General features: G+C 64.9%; 18 protein-coding genes and 3 tRNA genes. 6 read left to right on the top strand and 15 right to left on the bottom strand.

The window, feature by feature from the left end; genetic code table 11:
* Nucleotides 1-61 precede the first annotated feature (61 nt).
* Together P1P91_RS03175 and polA are read right to left on the bottom strand one after the other, a co-directional pair.
* Complete coding sequence (locus P1P91_RS03175) at nucleotides 62-1,105, bottom strand: IS110 family RNA-guided transposase (protein WP_311884464.1); 1,044 nt, start codon at nucleotides 1,103-1,105, stop codon at nucleotides 62-64.
* 129 nt (nucleotides 1,106-1,234) lie between these two features.
* Nucleotides 1,235-4,012, bottom strand: a complete 2,778-nt coding sequence (gene polA, locus P1P91_RS03170; protein WP_311884462.1) for a DNA polymerase I — start codon at nucleotides 4,010-4,012, stop codon at nucleotides 1,235-1,237.
* Between the two features lie 212 nt (nucleotides 4,013-4,224).
* On the opposite strand from polA, the gene P1P91_RS03165 reads away from it, so the two are divergent.
* Nucleotides 4,225-5,214 carry a homoserine kinase gene (locus P1P91_RS03165; RefSeq protein WP_311884461.1) on the top strand — a complete coding sequence of 330 codons (990 nt, stop codon included), beginning with the start codon at nucleotides 4,225-4,227 and terminating at the stop codon, nucleotides 5,212-5,214.
* Here the strand turns inward: P1P91_RS03165 and P1P91_RS03160 are convergent.
* From P1P91_RS03160 to P1P91_RS03105, 12 genes are all read right to left on the bottom strand, one after another.
* The gene (locus P1P91_RS03160) at nucleotides 5,211-6,275 is read right to left on the bottom strand and encodes an endonuclease/exonuclease/phosphatase family protein (RefSeq protein ID WP_311884460.1); all 1,065 of its coding nucleotides are present in this window, start codon (nucleotides 6,273-6,275) and stop codon (nucleotides 5,211-5,213) included. The genes P1P91_RS03165 and P1P91_RS03160 overlap by 4 nt on opposite strands.
* Nucleotides 6,276-6,395: 120 nt before the next feature.
* Nucleotides 6,396-7,421: an L-threonine 3-dehydrogenase gene (gene tdh, locus P1P91_RS03155; RefSeq protein ID WP_311884459.1), complete on the bottom strand. Its 1,026-nt coding sequence runs from the start codon at nucleotides 7,419-7,421 to the stop codon at nucleotides 6,396-6,398.
* On the bottom strand, nucleotides 7,418-8,611 hold the full coding sequence (locus tag P1P91_RS03150; protein WP_311884458.1) for a glycine C-acetyltransferase: 1,194 nt from the start codon (nucleotides 8,609-8,611) through the stop codon (nucleotides 7,418-7,420). The genes tdh and P1P91_RS03150 overlap by 4 nt, the downstream gene beginning before the upstream one ends.
* Nucleotides 8,608-10,116: a Na+/H+ antiporter NhaC family protein gene (locus P1P91_RS03145; protein WP_311884457.1), complete on the bottom strand. Its 1,509-nt coding sequence runs from the start codon at nucleotides 10,114-10,116 to the stop codon at nucleotides 8,608-8,610. The genes P1P91_RS03150 and P1P91_RS03145 overlap by 4 nt, the downstream gene beginning before the upstream one ends.
* Before the next feature lie 145 nt (nucleotides 10,117-10,261).
* Nucleotides 10,262-10,861 carry a DUF2726 domain-containing protein gene (locus P1P91_RS03140; protein WP_311884455.1) on the bottom strand — a complete coding sequence of 200 codons (600 nt, stop codon included), beginning with the start codon at nucleotides 10,859-10,861 and terminating at the stop codon, nucleotides 10,262-10,264.
* A 109-nt stretch (nucleotides 10,862-10,970) separates the two neighbouring features.
* Nucleotides 10,971-11,046 (bottom strand) — tRNA-Thr (locus P1P91_RS03135).
* A gap of 77 nt (nucleotides 11,047-11,123) precedes the next feature.
* Nucleotides 11,124-11,198: transfer RNA gene (locus P1P91_RS03130), tRNA-Gln, on the bottom strand.
* A 4-nt stretch (nucleotides 11,199-11,202) separates the two neighbouring features.
* Nucleotides 11,203-11,278 (bottom strand) — tRNA-Phe (locus tag P1P91_RS03125).
* Nucleotides 11,279-11,406: 128 nt separating this feature from the next.
* Nucleotides 11,407-11,679, bottom strand: coding sequence for an oxidative damage protection protein (locus tag P1P91_RS03120; RefSeq protein WP_311884453.1), 273 nt, complete (start codon nucleotides 11,677-11,679; stop codon nucleotides 11,407-11,409).
* A 42-nt stretch (nucleotides 11,680-11,721) separates the two neighbouring features.
* Nucleotides 11,722-12,855, bottom strand: coding sequence for an A/G-specific adenine glycosylase (gene mutY, locus P1P91_RS03115; protein WP_376717192.1), 1,134 nt, complete (start codon nucleotides 12,853-12,855; stop codon nucleotides 11,722-11,724).
* Between the two features lie 6 nt (nucleotides 12,856-12,861).
* Nucleotides 12,862-15,168 carry an AsmA family protein gene (locus tag P1P91_RS03110; protein WP_311884452.1) on the bottom strand — a complete coding sequence of 769 codons (2,307 nt, stop codon included), beginning with the start codon at nucleotides 15,166-15,168 and terminating at the stop codon, nucleotides 12,862-12,864.
* Nucleotides 15,165-15,611 carry an acetyl-CoA sensor PanZ family protein gene (locus tag P1P91_RS03105; protein WP_311884450.1) on the bottom strand — a complete coding sequence of 149 codons (447 nt, stop codon included), beginning with the start codon at nucleotides 15,609-15,611 and terminating at the stop codon, nucleotides 15,165-15,167. The genes P1P91_RS03110 and P1P91_RS03105 overlap by 4 nt, the downstream gene beginning before the upstream one ends.
* A 206-nt stretch (nucleotides 15,612-15,817) precedes the next feature.
* Between P1P91_RS03105 and hisB the strand changes: the two genes are divergently transcribed.
* From hisB to P1P91_RS03080, 5 genes are read left to right on the top strand one after another with little or no spacing between them, the layout of a single operon-like run.
* Entirely contained in the window at nucleotides 15,818-16,411 is a 594-nt protein-coding gene (gene hisB, locus P1P91_RS03100) for an imidazoleglycerol-phosphate dehydratase HisB (RefSeq protein ID WP_311884448.1), read from the top strand.
* A gap of 10 nt (nucleotides 16,412-16,421) precedes the next feature.
* The gene (hisH, locus tag P1P91_RS03095) at nucleotides 16,422-17,063 is read left to right on the top strand and encodes an imidazole glycerol phosphate synthase subunit HisH (RefSeq protein WP_311884446.1); all 642 of its coding nucleotides are present in this window, start codon (nucleotides 16,422-16,424) and stop codon (nucleotides 17,061-17,063) included.
* A gap of 57 nt (nucleotides 17,064-17,120) precedes the next feature.
* The gene (gene hisA, locus P1P91_RS03090; RefSeq protein WP_311884445.1) at nucleotides 17,121-17,867 is read left to right on the top strand and encodes a 1-(5-phosphoribosyl)-5-[(5-phosphoribosylamino)methylideneamino]imidazole-4-carboxamide isomerase; all 747 of its coding nucleotides are present in this window, start codon (nucleotides 17,121-17,123) and stop codon (nucleotides 17,865-17,867) included.
* Nucleotides 17,864-18,637 (top strand): imidazole glycerol phosphate synthase subunit HisF, encoded by a 774-nt coding sequence (hisF, locus tag P1P91_RS03085; protein ID WP_311884443.1) that lies wholly within the window; start codon nucleotides 17,864-17,866, stop codon nucleotides 18,635-18,637. The genes hisA and hisF overlap by 4 nt, the downstream gene beginning before the upstream one ends.
* 1 nt (nucleotide 18,638) lies before the next feature.
* Nucleotides 18,639-19,166 (top strand): hypothetical protein, encoded by a 528-nt coding sequence (locus P1P91_RS03080; protein ID WP_311884442.1) that lies wholly within the window; start codon nucleotides 18,639-18,641, stop codon nucleotides 19,164-19,166.
* Nucleotides 19,167-19,196: 30 nt separating this feature from the next.
* Here the strand turns inward: P1P91_RS03080 and P1P91_RS03075 are convergent, their stop codons facing one another.
* The gene (locus P1P91_RS03075) at nucleotides 19,197-19,793 is read right to left on the bottom strand and encodes a YjaG family protein (RefSeq protein ID WP_311884440.1); all 597 of its coding nucleotides are present in this window, start codon (nucleotides 19,791-19,793) and stop codon (nucleotides 19,197-19,199) included.
* Nucleotides 19,794-19,859 lie beyond the last annotated feature (66 nt).

The raw sequence follows: 19,859 nt of genomic DNA, 5'->3' as shown, positions 1-19,859 counted from the left end.
CCATGAAACGTCAACAGACCCTAGCGTGCCAGCATCCCCTGTACTGGTGGCCAACCGGCCATCAGCACTGGAATTCGGTGTCTACATAATCCGCCCGGTACGTCGTGTTGCCGTGCAGCAGCGCCCAGGCCACTCGCACGGTTTTGTTGGCCAGGGCAACGGCCGCCTTGTTCTTGCCCACGCGGTCGACCAGCGCTCTCAGCCAGTGGCTTTTGCTGTCCTGCTTGTCGCCCAGCCGCTGGATTACCGAATGCGCCCCGCGGATCAGCGCGGCCTTGAGGGAGAGCTGGCCGGTTCGGCCTATCCCCGTCATGGCCACCTTGCCGCCGCTGCTGAACTGGCGCGGTGTCAGGCCCAGGTAGGCCGACGCCTGTCGTCCTTTGCTGAACGCCTTGCCGTTACCCAGGGCGCTGTAGAGCTGGGTGGCAACGACGGGGCCGACGCCTTCCACGGCCTGCAGCCGCTGACACGCCGGAATGGCGCGGCTCAGCTGCTCCATTTGCTTGTCCAGGCGGTGAATGCGCTCATTTTGATGGTCCAGCTCGGCCATTTGGTCGGCCAGCAGCTCGCGTATCGTGAACGTCAGTTCGTTCTCCGCGTCCTCCAGCACACGCCACAGGGTCCGCTTCAGGGCCGCCTGACCGCGCCCGGAGACAATGCCGTATTCCTGCAGCAGGCCATGTACCTGGTTGATCAGCTGGGTGCGCTGTTTGATGTAACGATCTCGGATGCGATGCAGGCTCTGCAGGTCCTGCTGCTCCAGTTTTTTCTGAGGCACAAAACGCATGTGGGGTCGCAACCCGGCCTCCACGATCGCCAGCGCATCGTTGGCATCGGTCTTATGCCCCTTGCGAAACGGGGTGACAAACTGCGGTGCAATAAGCCGTACCTCATGCCCCATGGCCTGGAACTGCCGCGACCAGTGATGCGAGCCGCCGCAGGCCTCCATGAAGACGCGACAGCTTGGCTGACGCCGCAGGTAATCCAGCAGCTCCGCGCGCTTCAGCACTTTGTTGGTACGAACGCGTTGTTGACGGGTATTCACGATGCACACCTGAAACGCCTGCTTTGCCAAATCAATGCCAATCGCCGTATGCTGGTTCATGACTCTTCCCCCTCTTTTGGTGGTCTCAACGCCATTCTGCCCGATGAGGCATCGGAGTGGGGAGGAGTCCCTTTCATTGAGCGCAGCGAAGCAATCTCGGGTTTAAAGCCGGCCTTCACTTCCTCCTGCTTAATGCGCTTCGTCCCAGTGGGTGCCGCTTTGCGCTTCTACGGTTAGCGCGACGCTTAAGCTGGCGGCGTTTTCCATGCGTTTGGCAACTTCTTTCTTGAAGGCGTCTATCTGGCTTTCGGCGACTTCGAAGACGAGTTCGTCGTGGACCTGCATCACCATCAGGGCGTCAAACTCGCCTTCCTGCAGCCAGGCGTCGACGTCGATCATCGCGCGTTTGATGATGTCCGCCGCGGTGCCCTGCATGGGCGCGTTGATCGCGGTGCGCTCGGCGGCCTGGCGGCGGTTGCGATTCTGGGCGGTGATCTCGGGCAGGTAGAGCCTCCGGCCGGCAACGGTTTCGACAAAGCCGTCTTCGGCGGCCTGGGCGCGGATACGCTCCATGTAGCGGCCCACGCCGGGGTAGCGGTCAAAGTAGCGGTCGATGTAGATCTGCGCCTGGTTGCGCTCGATGTGCAGCTGGCGGGAAAGACCCCAGGCGCTCATGCCGTAGATCAGCCCGAAGTTGATGGCCTTGGCGCTGCGCCGCTGGTCGCCTGTGACCTTGCCAAGCTCGGTGCCGAACACCTCGGCGGCGGTGGCGGCGTGGATGTCCTTGCCCTCGGCGAAGGCCTTGAGCAGCCCCTCGTCTTCGGACAGGTGCGCCATGATGCGCAGCTCGATCTGGGAGTAGTCGGCGGCGACCACGCGGTAGCCCGGCCGAGCGGTGAACGCCTGGCGGATCTTGCGCCCTTCCTCGGTGCGGATGGGAATGTTCTGCAGATTGGGGTCCGACGACGACAGCCGCCCGGTGGCTGTCACCGCCTGGTGGTAGCTGGTGTGCACCCGCTCGGTGACAGGGTTGACCAGCCTCGGCAGCTTGTCGGTGTAGGTGGACTTGAGCTTGGAAAGCCCGCGGTGTTCGATGATGACCTTGGGCAATGGGTAATCCAGCGCCAGCTCCTCAAGCACCGCTTCGGCGGTGGACGGTGCGCCCTTGGGGGTTTTCTTGAGCACAGGGATTTTCTGCTCGTCGAACAGAATCTCGCCGAGCTGCTTGGGCGAGCTCAGGTTGAACTCGCGCCCGGCCAGATCAAAGGCCTTTTGTTCCAGCTCGTGAATGCGCGCCTCGAGTTCCTTGCTCTGGGCGTGCAGGCGCTCGACGTCCAGCGCCACGCCGGCGCGTTCCATGCGCGAGAGCACCGGGATCAGCGGCAGCTCAAGGGTTTCCAGCACCTCTTCCAGCCGGCCTTCGCCCTTGACCCGGGGCATCAGCTCGTCGAACAGCCGCAATGTGATGTCCACGTCTTCGCAGGCATAGGGCACGGCCTGCTCCAGCGCCACCTGGTTGAAGGTGAGCTGCCTGGCGCCCTTGCCCGCCACGTCGGCAAAGGCGGTGGTGGTTTCGCCCAGGTATTTGAGCGCCAGCGAGTCCATGTCGTGGCGGGTGGCGGTGGAGTTGAGCACGTAGGAGGCGAGCATGGTGTCGGCAAGCGGCGGCGCGACGCTGATGCCGTAGCTTGCCAGCACCGAGATATCGTACTTGAGGTTCTGGCCGAGCTTGGTCTTGTCGGCGCTCTCCCAGAGCGGAGTGAGCGCCTCGAGCACCGCCCGGCGGTCGAGCTGCTCCGGGGCGTCGAGATAGTCGTGGGCCAGCGGAATGTAGGCCGCCTCGCCGGCCTCGAGCGCAAGCCCTACGCCGACGATCTCCGCCTCCATGTAGTTGAGGCTGGTGGTTTCCAGGTCAAAGCAGAAGCGCTCGGCCTTTTGTAGCCGGGCAAGCCAGGCGTCGAGCTCCTTCTGGATGGTGATAACCGCATCTTCTCGCTGGCGGGAAGACGACTCGCCAGTATCGCCATCGCCTTCGGCGGCGCTTTCCGGTGCCGAGGTGCCGCCCTTCACGTCGTCCACGCCTTCGTCCCGGCCTTCCAAAAGCTCGGCAAGCTCGCGCTTGAACTCGAGCTCGCGGTAGAGCGCCACCAGCGCCTCCCGGTCCGGGTGGGCAATCTCCAGGTCGTCGAGGCCGGCGGGCAGCTCGCAGTCGGTCTTGATGGTGGCAAGGTCATACGACAAAAACGCCTGATCGCGGTGCGCTTCGAGCTTTTTGGGCAGGCTCTTGGCGCCGCGAAAGCCGAGCGTCGTCACGCGCTCCAGATCGCCGTACACAGTGTCCAGGCCGCCGTTCATGCCCTGCAAGAGTCCCAGCGCGGTTTTCTCGCCGACGCCGGGCACGCCGGGAATGTTATCGACCTTGTCGCCCATCAGCGCGAGAAAATCGACGATCCGCTCCGGCGGCAGGCCGAACTTGTCCTCGACGCCGGCGACGTCCAGGGTTTCGCCCTTCATGGTGTTGACCAGCGTAATATGGCCGTTGACCAGCTGGGCCATGTCCTTGTCGCCGGTGGAGACCACTGCGTCGCGCCCGGCCTCGGTGGCGTGGCGGGCAAGGGTGCCGATGACGTCGTCGGCCTCGACGCCCTCGATGCACAAAAGCGGCAGCCCCAGCGCTCTGACGCACTGGTAAAGCGGCTCGATCTGGCTTCTCAGGTCGTCGGGCATCGGCGGGCGGTTGGCCTTGTACTCCTCGTAAAGCTCGTCGCGAAAGGTTTTGCCCGGGGCGTCGAACACCACCGCCATGGGGCTTTCGGGATAGTCCTTGATCAGGCGCTTGAGCATATTGAGCACGCCCTTGACCGCGCCGGTAGGCGCCCCGGTAGAGGTGGTCAGCGCCGGCAGCGCGTGAAACGCCCGGTAAAGGTAGGAAGAGCCGTCAACTAAAACGATGGGTGCACGAGCCATAGCCAGTATCCGTTGCCGAAAAAAGATGTCAGAAAATGGGGGCGACACAACAATGTCGGCCATAATACGCGCAGTGCCGCTGTTCCGGCGAGCGCCGGGGCTTTACCCAGCGGGTATGGACCAAGGCATGAGGGAGCTCTGCCGCTGCAACGCTGCCAAGTCGGACGTCAAGCCGCTACAATACGAGGCTTGGCAACCCGAGCGAGATTCTCATGGCTGTATTCACTCCGCTTGGCGACGCGCAGGTCGCTACGTTCCTGGAGCCTTTTGACGTGGGCCGCTTTGTGTCGCTGCAGGGCGTTGCCGGCGGCACGGAAAATTCCACGTTTTTTGTTACCACCGACCGCTGCGAACTGGTGCTTACCCTCTTTGAACAGGGCGAGCAGGAAGAGCTGCCGTTTTTTGTTGACCTGCTTGACTATCTCGACGCCTATCGCCTGCCGATTCCCGGCCCAGTTCACGACCGCGACGGCGTGGCGCTCAAGCGCCTGGCCGACAAGCCGGCGCTGCTGTTTCCGCGTTTGCCCGGCCGCCACCCGGAAAACCCCAGCCTTGAGCAGTGCCGGGTCATCGGCGACACCCTTGGCCGGATGCATCAGCTCTCCCGGCATTTTTCCGGGCACCGCCCCAACCCGCGGGACTTGAGCTGGCTTACGGCCATGCACCACAAGGTGCTGGGATTTCTGCGCCAGGAAGATCAGACGCTGATGAAAAACGCCGTGGACGACTTCGAGGGCGAATTTGCCGCCCGGGGCGAGCTGCCCCAGGGCGCGCTGCACGGCGATCTGTTCCGCGATAACACCCTGTTCGAGGGCGACAGGCTCGGCGGCATCATCGATTTTTACAACGGCTGCACCGGCGATCTGCTGTTTGATCTTGCCATTGTGATCAACGACTGGGCCACCGCTGAAGACGGCCGCCTGGATCAGGCGCGCCACGACGTTATCATCAACGCCTACCAGGCACGCCGGGCGCTGACCGCCGACGAGCGCGCGCTGTGGCCGACCATGCTGAGCATGACCGCGCTGCGCTACTGGCTCTCGCGGCTTTTGGTGGTGTACGTCAATCCGCCGGCGCACGACCTCACGCCCCACGATCCCACGCAGTTTCGCACCATCTTCAAGGCGCGCCAGATGTACGGCACCCTGCCGCTGCCCGAGGCTCCGGCCAGCACAGCAGGTCAGTCGAAAACGGCGCGCTAGTCCTGGCTTTCCTCCCGGGCTTCCCTGATGGTCTCGGCGGCGTCTTCGCGGTCGTCGCCGTCGGCCTCGGGGGCGTCGTGCTCATCCTTGCGCGACAGCTGCAGGCAGAGCGTCGCCATGATGGGGAAGTGATCCGAGCCGATGGATTTGAGCCGGCGCATGTGGGTGAGGGTAAAGTGCTCGCTGACGAAGATGTGATCCAGCGGCCAGCGCAGAAACGGATATTGGGCGTGAAAGGTGCTGAACATGCCCCGTCCCCGGCGGGGGTCCATCATGTGGCTGACCCGGCAAAACATGCGCGTGGAGCGCGACCAGGCCACGTCGTTGAGGTCGCCGGCGGCAAGCGTCGGCTTGGGGTCGCGGTGGATCATCTGCCCCACCAGCAGAAGCTCACCGTCGCGCCATAGCGAGGTTTCGCTTTCGCTGGGAGCCGGCGGGCGCGGGTGCAGGGCATAAAACCGGATACGCTCGCCGTCGGGCAGCTCAAGCCAGCTATGTATGGACGGAATATCGTCCTGAATCAGCCATTTGACCTCGGCCTCCGGCAGCGGCAGGCGGGAATACAGGTGCATGCCGTAGAGGTTGTCCAGCGGGATTTTCACGCTGTGCGGCCAGCCTTCGTCCAGCGCCGGGTCAAGCTGCTCCTGCCACCAGTCGTCGCTTTCCAGCGTCAGCACCACGTCGGGCTTGTGCTCATGAATCTGCTCGATAAGCTTCGATGCCTGGCGGTTGGGCGTGAGCACGTTGGCCACCAGCAGAGTGACGCAGCGCGACTCGTCGCCATCGGGGTCGGTAGGGTTGACGGTAATCGGCGTAAGCCGGGTATAGGGCAGAATACGGTACAGCTGCGCTGCGACCACCAGCGCGTTGGCAAGCATCAGCCAGAGGCGCGCGTCGGCATCAGCAAAGGCCGAGAGCACCAGGCAAAGTGCGGCAAGGCTTGCGATCTGCAGCCGGGGGAACTCGCAGGCCCGGGCCCACCACTGGTGGATGGGAACGCGTCCCAGGGTAGAGGCAGCCAGCAGGATGGCGGTGGCAACGGTGAGAACAAGGGTCAGCATGGGCGGCATCCGGCGGGGTGAATAGCGGCGCGATAACAGACGTTCAGCATGCCCAATAAACGGCCCCGGCGCAAAATTCGCCGGCGGCCTCCGCTCACTTTTGCGCTTGACGAGGCGCGCCTAGTCCCAGCTCATCACTACCTTGCCGGAGCTGCCCTCTCCCACCAGGGCAAATGCCTGCTCGAAGTCGTCGATGGCAAAGCGGTGGGTGATGATCGGCTCCAGGTCCAGCCCGGATTGGATGAGGCTTGCCATCTTGTACCAGGTTTCGAACATTTCCCGGCCATAGATGCCGCGAATGGTCAGCCCCTTGAAGATCACCCGGCTCCAGTCGATGGGCATTTCGCCCGGGGGGATCCCCAGCATGGCGATCTTGCCGCCGTGGTTGATGGCGTCGAGCAGCTGGTCGATGGCCGAGGCCACGCCGGACATTTCCAGCGCCACGTCAAAGCCTTCGGTCATGGCAAGTTCGGCCATGACGTCGGTCAGGGACTCCCGGGAGACGTTGACCGCCCGGGTCACGCCCATGCGCCGGGCAAGGGCCAGGCGCTCGTCGTTGACGTCGGTGATCACCACGTGGCGCGCCCCCACGTGGCGGGCCACGGCGGCGGCCATGATGCCGATGGGACCGGCGCCGGTGACCAGTACGTCCTCGCCCACCAGGTCAAACGCAAGTGCTGTGTGCACGGCGTTGCCGAAGGGATCGAAAATCGCCGCCAGATCAAAGGCAACGTCGTCGGGCAGCTTGAACAGGTTGTACGCGGGCAGCGTCATGTACTCGGCAAAGGCGCCCTGGCGGTTGACGCCCACGCCGATGCTGTTGCGGCACAGGTGGCGAAGCCCGGCGCGGCAGTTGCGGCAGTAGCCGCAGGTCACGTGGCCTTCGCCGGAAACGCGGTCGCCCACGGCAAAGCCGTCCACGCCTTCGCCCAGGGCGACGATCTCGCCGCTGTATTCGTGACCGGTGATCATCGGCACCGGCACGGTTTTCTGCGCCCACTCGTCCCAGTGGTAGATGTGCAGGTCGGTGCCGCAGATCGAGGTGCGGCGGATTTTGATCAGCACGTCGTTATGGCCGGGCTCGGGCACGGGGGCATCGATCATCCAGATGCCGGGCTCAGCGTGCTTTTTAGCGAGGGCTTTCATGCAATGACCTCCAGCTCACGGCCGATACGGGTAAAGGCTTCAAGGGCCGCATCGATCTGCTCCGGGGTGTGCGCCGCAGACATCTGGGTGCGAATGCGCGCCTGCCCCCGGGGCACTACCGGGTAGGAAAAACCGATGACGTAGATGCCCTCGCTCAGCAAACGCTCGGCAAAGGTCGAGGCCAGCCGGGCGTCGCCCAGCATCACCGGGATGATCGGATGGTCCGCCCCGGCCAGGGTAAAGCCGGCACGCTCGAGCCCCTGGCGGAAGCGGGCGACGTTGTCCCACAGCCGGCGGCGCAGCTCGCCGCCCTGCTCGACCATGTCGAGCACCTCAAGGCTCGCCGCGACAATGGGCGGCGCCAGGGCGTTGGAGAACAGGTACGGCCTCGAGCGCTGGCGCAGCCACTCGGCAATGGCGCCCCGAGCGGCGGTGACCCCGCCGGAGGCGCCGCCCAGCGCCTTGCCCAGCGTGGTGGTCACAATATCCACCCGCTCCATCACGCCGTGGTATTCGTGGGTGCCGCGGCCGCCCTCGCCCAGAAAGCCGGTGGCGTGGCAGTCGTCGATCATCACCATGGCGTCGTACTTTTCCGCAAGATCGCAGATGGCGGTGAGGTTGGCCACCACGCCGTCCATGGAAAATACGCCGTCGGTGGCGATGAGCTTGAAGCGGGCCCCGGCCGCGTCGGCCTCTTGCAGGCGGGCTTCCAACTCGGCCATGTCGTTGTTGGCGTAGCGGTAGCGGGCCGCCTTGCACAGGCGGATGCCGTCGATGATTGAGGCGTGGTTCAGCGCGTCGGAAACCACCGCGTCCTCGGGGCCGAGCAGCGTCTCGAACAGCCCGCCGTTGGCGTCAAAGCAGGAGGAATACAGAATTGCGTCGTCCATGCCGAGAAACTCGGCCAGGCGCCTTTCCAGCCGGCGGTGCTCGGCGTGGGTGCCGCAGATAAAGCGCACCGAGGCCATGCCGAAGCCCTGCTCGTGCAGGCCGCGCTCGGCGGCCTTGATCAGCGTCGGGTCGTCCGCCAGGCCCAGGTAGTTGTTGGCACAGAAGTTGATCACCTCGCCCCGGGCGACCTTGACCTGCGCCCGCTGGGGCGACATCAGTTCGCGCTCGTGCTTGTAAAGGCCCTCGTCGTGGAGCTCGTCAAGCCGGCTTTCAAGCTCTTGCTGAAACGCCCGGGTCATGTGCTTTCTCCGTTGGCTGCGGTGCGTGCCGTCTTTTCCGGCGGCTCTCTCAATTCCTCGCCGCCTTCGCCTTCATAGCGCCGCCCCCAGCCGGTCAGCGCCGCCGCCAGCATGATCGCGACCAGCAGCCAGCCCTGAAAGACGAACGGAAACACCTGGGTGGGGGCCACGCTCGGCAGCCATTCGTAGGTGTCCTGCATCAGCTTGATGGTCGACCAGCCGAGCAGCACCGGCGCGCCCCAGGGGAAAATATAGCCCAGCGCCGAGGTCATGGCGTCGAGCATGTTGGCCCGGCGGTAGCGGTGGAGGCGGTAGCGCTCGCCCAGCTCGCGGACGAAGGGCGCGGCGGCGATTTCCGCGGCGGTGTTGATGGTAATGGCGGTGTTCAACAGCGCCACGATGCCCCAGATGGCAAGCTCGGCTCGGCGTACGGAGTCCCTGATCCAGGCCGTCAGCTTGCCGGTGATCGCTTCCATGGTCCCGCCCAGCTTGAGCAGGTAGGCCGAGGCGACGATCAGCAGAATCAGAATCGCCATGTTGACGTAGCCCTTGACCCCCTGCACCAGCGCCCCGGTCATCACGGTGTCGGCCTCGGAGTCAAAGCCGATGATGTCGGCAAGCGCGCCGGTGCCGGCGACCAGGATCACCGGAACCGAGGCGATAATGCCCCAGGTCAAGGAGGTCAGCAGGTGCTGGCCGGACAGCGCCAGAATCAGCACCAGCGCAAACGGCGCGAGCATCAAAAGCCCCATGGGCTCGGTGGAGGCCATCATCTCCTCGAGGGCCGCCGGGTCGGCGAAGCTTGCGTCCCCCCCGCCGCCGAACACGGCAAACAGGATCACGGTGGGGATCGCCGCGGCAATGGAATACTTGAAGCGGCTGCGCACCACGCCGGGCACGTCAGCGCCCTGGGTGGTAGCCGAGACGATGGTAGTGTCCGAGACCGGGGCCAGGTTGTCGCCGAAGATCGCCCCGGAGAGAATCGCCGCGAACAGCATGGTGGGGTCGCTGCCCACGGCCACCCCGGCCGGATACATCAGGGTGCAAAAGGCCACCGTGGTGCCGTAGCCGGTGCCTACGGCGGTGGAAAAGATTCCCGCCAGCACGAAGGTCATGGCCACAAAGAGCCCGCCGGTGACGTTGGACACGCCGCCGAGCCACACCAGCCCCTCCACCAGACCGCCCACCTGCAGCACCTGGGCGAACATGCCGGCAAAGAACCAGGCCACGATGGCCACCACGCCCACCGGCTGGGTCATGCCTTCAAACAGGCCGTTGGCATAGTCGGACCAGCGGCTGGCACAGCAGAAAAGCCCCAGCACGATACCGAACAGCGCGCCCATGACCAGAGCGATTTCCGACGACAGCCCGAGCACGCTGATGGTGATCGCCCAGACGACGAAAAACGCCAGCGGCACGGCGGCGCCGAGCGCGCCAAAGCGAAACGACAGGGAAGCGACGGGCGGCGGATGCGTCTGCCCGGACGACGTGGTTGGCTCTGCCATTCCATTTCTCCTTGTTCGACAGGGGACCGTGCCAATGCGACGACCGGCATCATCTTGTACGTTCTCAACCGTCAAGGTAGAAGAAACAAGGGGCCCGTAAAAGCGCTAACGTCTTGCACTATAGGCGTAGAGACGCCGCCGGCTGCTATGCCGAACGCCTCCTTGGCGCCTGCCTGCGGCCGCGCTTTCCGGGCCTTGCCGGGCGCTCGCGAATCACCGCCCGGATATGCTCGCGAAGCGCCTGCGCCTCGTAGCGCCGGGCGGTGGGAATGCGCAGCAGCGGTACCCCGGCCTGGGCAAAGGCCGCGTTGACGAAGTGATCCCGCCCCTGTCGGTCCCGACGCTGGTGCGAGGCGTCGTCCAGCTCGATACAGCACGCTACCCGCCCGCTATCCGGGTCGACCAGCACGTAGTCGATGTGCTTTTGGCTGATGCGCGAAAACGCCCGCAGCCATTCCCCCCGGGGAAGCCTTGGGTCGCGCTCCACGGCGAGCAAATCCGCTATCCGCACCTTGCCCATCAGCAGCCAGTCATTGCCGATGGCTTTTTGCAGCGCTTCGGCAAAGCGCCACTCGGCCTGGGTGAAAAGGAACTCGTGCGCCCGATAGCGAGCCCGCCGCTTGGGGGTAAGTCGCTTGATCAGCGCAATCAGCAACATCAGGGCCAGCACCGCGCCAAGGCCCCATGCCAGCGGATGATTCAGATACGCTAGGAGCTCCTCGGGTATCGCAAAAGGCAGGTTCATGCGGCGACTCCGCGTCGACAACGGCAGGTTAAATAGCAGACACAAAAAAGCCGCCTTGAAGGCGGCTTTTTCATGTTCTCTAACGCACTGACTACAAAGGATTCTGTAGTGGTGCCGACACCAGGAGTCGAACCCGGGACCTACTGATTACAAGTCAGTTGCTCTACCAACTGAGCTATGTCGGCACGGCGCTTTCTTGAGAAACGAACATGCCAGAGGCTTGAAGCCTTGGGCACATTCAACAAGAAATCGTGTTGGCGAATGGCTGGGGTAGCAGGATTCGAACCTGCGCATGCCGATACCAAAAACCGGTGCCTTACCACTTGGCGATACCCCAACTTTGGTGGCCGGAGACGGAATCGAACCGCCGACACGAGGATTTTCAATCCACTGCTCTACCAACTGAGCTATCCGGCCGCCGCCAACGGTGCGTATTAAACTAAAAGCGGCGCCCTCCGTCAACCGCTTTGTAAAACTTTCTTTCGTTTCTACCTTTCCTTTCCGCGGCTTATGTTCTACGCGCCGTGCCGCCTCTCGGCAAGCGCTCAGGCCTCGGGCGGAACATAGCCCTCGGCCTGGTCGGTTTCGCGGTTATCCAGAAAGCGCTCCATCTGTTCCATCAGATAGGCCCGGGACTCGGGGTCGAGCATATTGAGGTGCTTTTCGTTGATCAGACGGGTCTGCAGCGCCTGCCACTCTTCCCATGCCTGCTTGGACACGCTGGCCTGAATCTCCTGCCCCTTCTGTCCCGGCAGCGGCGGAAACGGCAGCGCCTCCATATCCTGCTGATACTTGCGGCAAAAGACGGTCTGACTCATGGATGACTCCTTACAGCAACGCGGGATGGTTGGCTTAACAGGCTACGCATGGCCCGGCGCATTATCCAGGCGAAACGGCGCCAGCTCCACGGCAAACTCGGTGAGCAGGCGCTTGACCGGCGCGGCAAGCCCCAGCGCCGGCGGGTTGTTGACGTCGTACCAGCGCCCGCCTTCGCGCACGGCGTCAAGCTCATCGCAGCGCACCGGCTGGGGGGTGATCTCCAGGCGAAAGTGACTGAACACGTGGGTAAACGTCGGCCGCGACGGCTCGCGCTCGGGGGCTTTGGCGTGGGTGGCCAGCCAGTCGTGAAGCTGGTCGTGGGTATCGAACTGCGGCAGGCACCAGAGCCCGCCCCAGAGCCCGGCGGGCGGGCGCTGCTCGAGCCATACGCGCCCCCGGCCGTCATGCAGCATCAGCATCAGCGTTTGCCGGGTGGGCACGGCCTTTTTGGGCCGGGACTCGGGATAGCGGCGCTCTTCGCCCCGGGCGTGGGCCACGCAGACGTCGCTGAACGGGCAGATCGCGCAGTCCGGGGTGCCGCGCTTACACAGCGTCGCGCCCAGATCCATCATCGCCTGGGTGTAGTCGGCAAGCCGCGCCTCGGGGGTGTAATGCTCTGCCAATGCCCAGAGGCCGCGCTCCACCTTCGGCCTGCCGGGCCAGCCTTCTACCGCGTGCAGGCGGGTAAGCGTGCGCTTGACGTTACCGTCGAGCATCACCGCCCGTGCACCGGTGCTCTGGGCGATGATCGCCCCGGCGGTGGAGCGGCCGATGCCCGGCAGTGCGGTAAGCTCATCCACGCTTGAGGTCGGCAGCTCGCCGCCATAATCCTCCACCACCGCCCGGGCCGCCTTGTGCAGGTTGCGCGCCCGAGCGTAGTAGCCAAGCCCCGTCCACAGGTGCAGCACCTCGTCCTGCTCGGCGGCGGCCAGGTCGCCAAGGGTGGGGAAGCGCTGCATGAAGCGTTCGAAGTAGCCGATAACGGTAGCTACCTGGGTTTGCTGCAGCATGATTTCCGACACCCACACCCGGTAGGGCGTGCGCGGTGCCTGCCAGGGCAGATCGTGACGCCCGTGGCGGTCGTACCAGTCGAGCAGGCGCCGCTGAAAGCGCGCCGGCTCAAGCACCGGCTCGGGCATGGCGGACTGGCTCTGGTGGTGCTTGGACAATGACATGCAACCTCAATCGAACAAACGTTTCAGGCCGTCGCGCAGCTCCCGGGCAGCTCCGTCACCGAGCTTCTCGTCGAGTTTTTCCTCAATGCGGCTGCCGACCTGGTCGCCGACCAGCCGCGACACGTTGGTTTTCAGCGCGTCGCGGTCAACGCGGCACCACTCTCCCGGCTCCGCGCTGATGCTGCCTTCGCAGCGCACCGGCAGCGCCAGCCTGGCAAGCCGAGGATTGACCCGGCAGGCGGCGTCGGCGGTGTTGTCCAGCCGCACGCTGGCCAGCGCATCAAACTGGCGGTGGCCCAGGTCGTACTCGCCTTCCCCCTGGACGTTGAGGCCGGGAAGCGTCACCCGCACATCGTCGCTCTCAACGACGCCGTCGCGCACGGTGAAAGTGGCATCCACGTGCTCGAAGCGGGTGTCGTCGCGCCACTCGCGGGTCGTATCGCGGTCTTCCAGCGCGGCAACGGCTTCGCACACCTGCCGGGATATATTGACGCCGGCAATGGCGCCGTCGTCAAGCTTCGCTTTGGCGCTGCCGTTTAGCCGGCGCACCAGGTCTTCGCGGGTGTTGCCCTTGGTAGTGAACTCGCCGCTGGCCTCGAGCCGGCCGCTAAGCGAAGCGTCGCGCTCGCCAAGCGCCTCCAGCAGCGGCGCCATTTTCACCCCGCTGGCGCGGGGCGCCAGCGCCCACGCCAGGGGCGTTTGCCCGGCATCGAGGCTGCCGCTGGCGCTGAGCTTGCCGCCGTAAAAGCCGGCCTCGAAGGCCTCGAGCCGCTGGGTGCCGTCGCGACCCTCGAGCGCAAGCTCGGGAGAATCGAACTTGAGTCCGCCGAGGGTCAGCGACCCCAGCGCCAGCGCGCCGTCCAGCTCAAGCCTGGCCAGAAGCGGCTGGTCTACCAGCGCCGGCGCCTCTTCTTCTGCCGCTGCGCGGCGCCAAAGCCCGATACCGGCCTGCTTGGCGGCGTCAGCGGCGGGCGCAGGCAGATAGCGGTCGACGTTCAGAGTGTCGCCTTCCAGATCGAAATCCAGCGCGGTGCCGTCGATCCCGGCAGCAAGCTCGCCGGTCAGGGTAGTGTCGTCGAGCACCAGCGACAGCGGAGCCAGGCGAATACGCTCGGCGTCGCCTTTTATCTGGCTGGTCAGCGCCACGTCGGAAAGCGCGCCGGGGTTGCGCGTATCGAGGCCTACTCCCAGCCGCTCGAGCCAGGGGCGCAGCGATAGCGGCGCCAGCGTCACCTGCCCGGCGTAGCGCAGGTCATCTCGCCAGTTTTCCAGCGTCAGCCGACCCCGGGCGCGCAGGCCGTCGGGGCCTTCCAGCTGCATGTCGTTAACCCTGGCGACCTGCTCGCCCCAATCGCCCTTCAGGGCAAACTTGAGCGCCAGCGCCAAACCGCCCTCCCAGGTATCGGGATGGTGCAAGGTGGTTTTCAGCACGCCGTCGGTGACGGCCAGCTGCCGGTCGTCCAGTCCCGCTTCGATGCGGGACGCGCTCAGACGCAGCGCCTGGGGCTCGACGTCGGGCGCCAGCCGAGTGCGCGTTTCCAGATCGGGGGTTTCCAGTACGAACCCGTGCTCGGCCAGCGCCAGCCTGAGCCGCGTGTCCAGATTGATCTCGCTGCTGACTACCGGCGGACGCGTCAGCGCCTGGGGCTCGAGGCTATCGTAGCGGCTGAGGGTCAGCATGGCCTTGAGCGGAAAGAAGCGCTGCGGATTGACGTTGCTGCCGGTCACGTTGAGGTTTTCGGCGTGCCATAGGGTATGGCTCTGGGCATCGCGGAAGCGCAGTTCGGCGTTCTGGACCTTGACGCTGGCGATGCTCAGCGCCACGTCGAGGTTGCCGGCATCGGCGTTGGGGCCGGCGCTTGCCGGGGCCAGCACGGTTTCGGCTTTCTCCCCGCGCGCGGCCATGCGCTCCAGCAGCGCCTCCCAGTTGCCTTCACCCTGCGCGTTGCGGCGCAGGTTCAGGTTCATGCCGTCAAGGGTCAGGCCGTCCACGGCGATTTCCCCGCGCAGTAGAGGGGCCAGCGCCACGCTGACCTCGGCGCGCTCCACGGCGGCAAAGGGCGTCGCTTCCTCCTCCTGCTCGGCAAGCCAGGCGCGTGCCTTCTCCACGCTGACGCCGATGCGCGGATAAAAGGACCAGGAAAGCGCGCCGTCAAGCTCGATATCCAGGCCGGTATGTTCTTCCATCACCGCGGTCAGGCGCGGCTTGAAGTCCTCCGGGTCCATGAAAGTGGTAACATAGACCACCGCGGCCACGGCGAGCACCCCGAGAATGCCGACGGCGGCGAGGAGGATGCGCAAAAGCTGCCTCATGGCGCTTCCTCCGGCGTGCCCGTCAGCACGCGACCGTCGCCGTCGACCTCATGCCCCAGCCGGGCATAAAGCGCGCCTTCCGCCGACGTCGGCGACGCCACGCCAAGGCGGCGGTGTGCGCGGGTCCTGGCGTCGGCGGCCACCAGCGCCAGCAGCCGGGTGGCGACCCCGCGCCCGCGAGTTTCCGCGCGCACGCAGAGGTGGCTTAGCTGCCAGGTTCCGTCAGCGGTCGACGTGACCGCCACGGCGCCCAGCAGCCGGGCGTTGAACAGCGCACAGGCAAAGCCGTTGCCGGCGCGCAGATGCTCGGCGACGAAGGCCTCGGCCGCCTCCGGCGCCAGGCACGCCGGGTCGGCGTCCCGATAAATGCGTATCAGGTCGTGGCGAGCCTGGGGGTCTTGGGTCCAGCGGGTCTGGTCTACGTGCTGCAGTGTCACCGGCATGGTTCAGGGATCCTCTTGGCCCGGACGGGCGGGTCTACCTTGTGCGCGCATTGTAGCCGATTGCCGGGCCGATTCACTATAATGACGGTTTGGCCGCAGGCTTGCCCTGCTCATCCGGTGGTCTGCGTCTTCGCGGGGCGCATCAGACACACTGTGCGTCGCCACCGGCGTTCCCCTCAAGTGCGCCACAGCGCAGGAGAAACAAGATGTCATCGCGTATTGCCACGGTCAGCCGTGACACCCAGGAAACGCAGGTCAAGATCAGCGTCAACCTTGACGGTACCGGCCGGCTCGACGGCGCAACCGGCGTGCCGTTTCTGGATCACATGCTCGACCAGATTGCCCGGCACGGGCTGATCGACCTGGACATCAAGGCTACCGGGGATACGCATATTGATGACCACCACACGGTAGAAGACGTGGGCATTACCCTGGGCCAGGCTTTTGCCAGAGCCATTGGCGACAAGCGCGGCATTTACCGCTACGGTCACGCCTATGTGCCCCTGGACGAAGCTCTTTCCCGGGTGGTGATCGATTTTTCCGGACGCGCCGGGCTGTTCATGGACGTCGAGTTCACTCGGGACACCGTCGGCGCGCTGGATACCCAGCTTTTTTGGGAGTTTTTCCAGGGCTTTGTCAACCACGCCGCGGTAACGCTGCACATCGACAACCTCAAGGGGTTCAACGTCCATCACCAGGCCGAAACGATCTTCAAGGCGTTTGGCCGGGCGCTGCGCATGGCCATGGCCGAAGACCCGCGCATGGCCGGCCAGATGCCGTCGACCAAAGGCACCTTATAAGGAGCACTCCATGACCATTGCGGTGATCGACTATGGAATGGGCAACCTGCACTCCGTGGCCAAGGCGCTTGAGCACGTCACCCATGAAAACGTGATCATTACCCGGGACTCGCGCTGCATCCTCGGCGCGACCCGGCTGGTGCTGCCCGGCCAGGGGGCGATTCGCGACTGCATGGGCGAGCTTGAGCGTAGCGAGCTGCGCGGCCTGGTCGAAGACGTGATCCAGCGTCAGACAAAGCCGCTTTTGGGCATTTGCGTGGGCCAGCAGATGCTTTTGGAACACAGCGAGGAAAGCGGCGGCGTTAGCTGCCTGGGCGCGTTCAGGGGTGAGGTCAAGCGCTTCCCCGACGCCATGCGCGACCACAACGGTGCGCGCATGAAGGTGCCGCACATGGGCTGGAATCTGGTCGACCAGCGCCGCGAGCATCCGCTGTGGGAAGGCATCGACAGCCACGAGCACTTCTACTTCGTCCACGGCTACTACGCCAAAGCCGCCGACGAGGCCGACGTGTTCGGCACCATCCAGTACGGCCACATCAGCGCCCACGTGGCCATGGGACACGGCTCCACCTTTGCCGTACAGTTCCATCCGGAAAAAAGCTCACGCGCCGGGCTCAAGCTGCTGGAAAACTTTGTTACCTGGTCCCCATAAGCTCGCTTCGGCGAACTCATCATCCTGAACACCGCGCCTCAGGTAAGGTTAAACATCATGCTAGTCATCCCCGCCATCGATCTGAAAGACGGCCAGTGCGTGCGCCTCAAGCAGGGCCGCATGGACGAGGCCACGTCCTACGGCGACGACCCCGTGGCCATGGCCGCGCGCTGGGTCGAGGCCGGCGCCCGCCGTCTGCACCTGGTCGATCTGAACGGCGCCTTTGCCGGCCAGCCGGTCAACGGCGAGGCGGTCACCGCCATTGCCCGGGCCTACCCGGACCTGCCCATCCAGATCGGCGGCGGCATCCGCAACGCCGAGACCATCGAGCACTATCTCAACGCCGGCGTGTCCTACGTCATCATCGGCACCCAGGCGGTGAAACAGCCGGCGTTTGTCGGCGAGATGTGCCGCGCCTTTCCCGGCCGGGTGATCGTCGGGCTCGATGCTCGAGACGGCTTTGTCGCGACCGACGGCTGGGCCGAAGTCTCGACGGTAAAAGCCACCGAGCTTGCCAAGCGCTTTGCCGACGACGGCGTATCGTCCATCGTCTATACCGACATCGCCCGGGACGGCATGATGCAGGGCGTCAACGTCGAGGCCACCGCCGCGCTTGCCCGCGACGGCGGCCTGCCGGTGATTGCCTCGGGCGGGGTAACCCACCTTGGCGATATCGAAGCGCTGTGCAAAGTGGCTGACAGCGGCATACTGGGCGCGATTACCGGCCGCGCGATTTACGAGGGCAGCTTGGACGTTGCCGAGGCCCAGCGGCTTAGCGATCGTCTTAGCGGAGAAAAATCATGAGCCTTGCCAAACGCATTATCCCTTGTCTGGACGTCGACGCCGGCCGCGTGGTCAAGGGCGTCAACTTCATCGGCATCCGCGACGCCGGGGATCCGGTGGAAATCGCACAGCGCTATAATCAGCAGGGCGCCGACGAGATCACCTTTCTCGACATCACCGCCAGCAGCGACGGTCGTGACACCACCGTGGACATGGTCGAACGCATTGCCGGCGAGGTGTTCATTCCGCTGACCGTGGGCGGCGGCATCCGCCGCTGCGAGGACATCCGCACCATGCTCAACGCCGGGGCGGACAAGGTGGCGATCAACACCGCAGCGATCACCCATCCGGAGTTTGTCCGCGAAGCCGCCGAGCGCTTTGGCAGCCAGTGCATTGTTGTGGCCCTCGACGCCAAGCAGGTGTCCCGGGAAGGCGAAACGCCGCGCTGGGAAATCTTCACCCACGGCGGGCGCAAACGAACCGGTCTCGATGCGGTGGAGTGGGCAAGGAAAATGGTCGACTACGGCGCCGGCGAGCTGCTGCTGACCAGCATGGACCGGGACGGCACCAAGTCCGGCTTTGATCTGGAACTGACTCACGCCGTTGCCGAGGCGGTGGGCGTGCCGGTGATCGCCTCGGGCGGGGTGGGCAACCTAGATCACCTGGTGGACGGCGTACTCAAGGGCGGCGCCGACGCGGTGCTTGCCGCCAGTATCTTCCACTTCGGCGAATACACCATTCCCGAGGCCAAGCGCTACATGACCGAGCGCGGCATCAAGATGCGGCTATAAGATGGCAACGTTGATTTTCCGCATGGCGGCGGCGCGCACCTCAAGGGCGCGCCGCTGGCTCATCGCTCTGCTGGCGGGGGCTACCCTCCCCCTGAGCGCAGCGGGCAGCGATTTCTGGCACCACGACCACACCTTTGTCCAAACCAGCCTGGTAACCCAGCATTTTTCCGGCAGCTCAGGGTACAACGAAGATCAGAACCTGATCGGCATCGAGCTGCACAACCCCGATCGCTGGCTGGCGGGCACGGCCTGGCTGAAAAACTCCTTCGACCAGCCCATCTGGTACTTCTACGCCGGCCGCGAGCTTCCCTTCTGGCAGCCGGCGCCGAACCTGGAGTTTCGCGCCAAGCTCACCGCCGGCGCGCTGCGCGGCTACAAGGGCAGCAAAAAGCACAAGATCCCGTTCAACCACTACGGCGTTGCCCCGGCTATCCTGCCGGCTGTCGGCGTGCGCTGGGGCAAGGTCGAAACCGACCTGCTGCTATTCGGCAACGCCGGCGTCATGGTCAACGCCGGCATTCGTATCTGATGCCCAGGGCCGCCGGCAGCATCCGGCGGCTTATTCCGAGTCCAGCGAAAGTCCCAGGTTGCTCACGCCCTCGTTTTTGCCCAGCCGGCGCACCGCCTTCAGTCGGTCTCTGGAAAGCGGCTGCGAGACGGCCTCGAGCACCGCGTCCTGAAAACCGTTTTCGTCGTCGGTGAGCGGATGGTCACGCACCAGCAGCGCCAGTTTTTCGGCGTCGTCTTCGCCCTCGGTGAGCTCGATAAAGGCACGCACGCCGGCACGCGACGTACGGCTGACGTCGAGCACCGCCTCGGGGGCCTCGCCACGCCACGTATCCAGCAGCGCCGCAATCGACACGACGGCGTCCAGCGCCCGCCGGGCGCCGAAGCTGTCATCCTCGGCCGGGGGCTCGCACTCGGCCAGCTTTTCTGCCTGGCGATCAAAGTCGATGCTCGCGCTGGGCACGGCGAGCTTTTCCCACGCCAGATCCAGCACGGTGCGCAGCGTATGCGTATCGCCGTGGCCGGTGGTTTGCGCATAAAGCGCATAGTTGGGCAGCTGGCGCTCGGCCAGGGCGGCCATGAAGGCCTGCTGAGCGGAGAGCCCAAGCTGCTGAAGTCGCTGGAAAAAGCCCATATTTTGTGACGCCATGTTAGAGTTCCGGTATGTACTTCCCGCCGGGGAGTCAGGATCGCGCTTGCCGGTAAGGCACTTGTT

The sequence above is a fragment of the Halomonas piscis genome, assembly GCF_031886125.1.
GTDB classification, from domain to species: Bacteria; Pseudomonadota; Gammaproteobacteria; order Pseudomonadales; family Halomonadaceae; genus Vreelandella; species Vreelandella piscis.
This window is presented reverse-complemented; position numbering and strand designations above follow the sequence as displayed.

What these genes read in the sequence shown, in the direction of transcription:
- P1P91_RS03175 (WP_311884464.1), bottom strand. Translation starts at nt 1,105, where the DNA reads ATGAACCAGCATACGGCGATTGGCATTGATTTGGCAAAGCAGGCGTTT.
- polA (WP_311884462.1), bottom strand. Translation starts at nt 4,012, where the DNA reads ATGGCTCGTGCACCCATCGTTTTAGTTGACGGCTCTTCCTACCTTTAC.
- P1P91_RS03165 (WP_311884461.1), top strand. Translation starts at nt 4,225, where the DNA reads ATGGCTGTATTCACTCCGCTTGGCGACGCGCAGGTCGCTACGTTCCTG.
- P1P91_RS03160 (WP_311884460.1), bottom strand. Translation starts at nt 6,275, where the DNA reads ATGCTGACCCTTGTTCTCACCGTTGCCACCGCCATCCTGCTGGCTGCC.
- tdh (WP_311884459.1), bottom strand. Translation starts at nt 7,421, where the DNA reads ATGAAAGCCCTCGCTAAAAAGCACGCTGAGCCCGGCATCTGGATGATC.
- P1P91_RS03150 (WP_311884458.1), bottom strand. Translation starts at nt 8,611, where the DNA reads ATGACCCGGGCGTTTCAGCAAGAGCTTGAAAGCCGGCTTGACGAGCTC.
- P1P91_RS03145 (WP_311884457.1), bottom strand. Translation starts at nt 10,116, where the DNA reads ATGGCAGAGCCAACCACGTCGTCCGGGCAGACGCATCCGCCGCCCGTC.
- P1P91_RS03140 (WP_311884455.1), bottom strand. Translation starts at nt 10,861, where the DNA reads ATGAACCTGCCTTTTGCGATACCCGAGGAGCTCCTAGCGTATCTGAAT.
- P1P91_RS03120 (WP_311884453.1), bottom strand. Translation starts at nt 11,679, where the DNA reads ATGAGTCAGACCGTCTTTTGCCGCAAGTATCAGCAGGATATGGAGGCG.
- mutY (WP_376717192.1), bottom strand. Translation starts at nt 12,855, where the DNA reads ATGTCATTGTCCAAGCACCACCAGAGCCAGTCCGCCATGCCCGAGCCG.
- P1P91_RS03110 (WP_311884452.1), bottom strand. Translation starts at nt 15,168, where the DNA reads ATGAGGCAGCTTTTGCGCATCCTCCTCGCCGCCGTCGGCATTCTCGGG.
- P1P91_RS03105 (WP_311884450.1), bottom strand. Translation starts at nt 15,611, where the DNA reads ATGCCGGTGACACTGCAGCACGTAGACCAGACCCGCTGGACCCAAGAC.
- hisB (WP_311884448.1), top strand. Translation starts at nt 15,818, where the DNA reads ATGTCATCGCGTATTGCCACGGTCAGCCGTGACACCCAGGAAACGCAG.
- hisH (WP_311884446.1), top strand. Translation starts at nt 16,422, where the DNA reads ATGACCATTGCGGTGATCGACTATGGAATGGGCAACCTGCACTCCGTG.
- hisA (WP_311884445.1), top strand. Translation starts at nt 17,121, where the DNA reads ATGCTAGTCATCCCCGCCATCGATCTGAAAGACGGCCAGTGCGTGCGC.
- hisF (WP_311884443.1), top strand. Translation starts at nt 17,864, where the DNA reads ATGAGCCTTGCCAAACGCATTATCCCTTGTCTGGACGTCGACGCCGGC.
- P1P91_RS03080 (WP_311884442.1), top strand. Translation starts at nt 18,639, where the DNA reads ATGGCAACGTTGATTTTCCGCATGGCGGCGGCGCGCACCTCAAGGGCG.
- P1P91_RS03075 (WP_311884440.1), bottom strand. Translation starts at nt 19,793, where the DNA reads ATGGCGTCACAAAATATGGGCTTTTTCCAGCGACTTCAGCAGCTTGGG.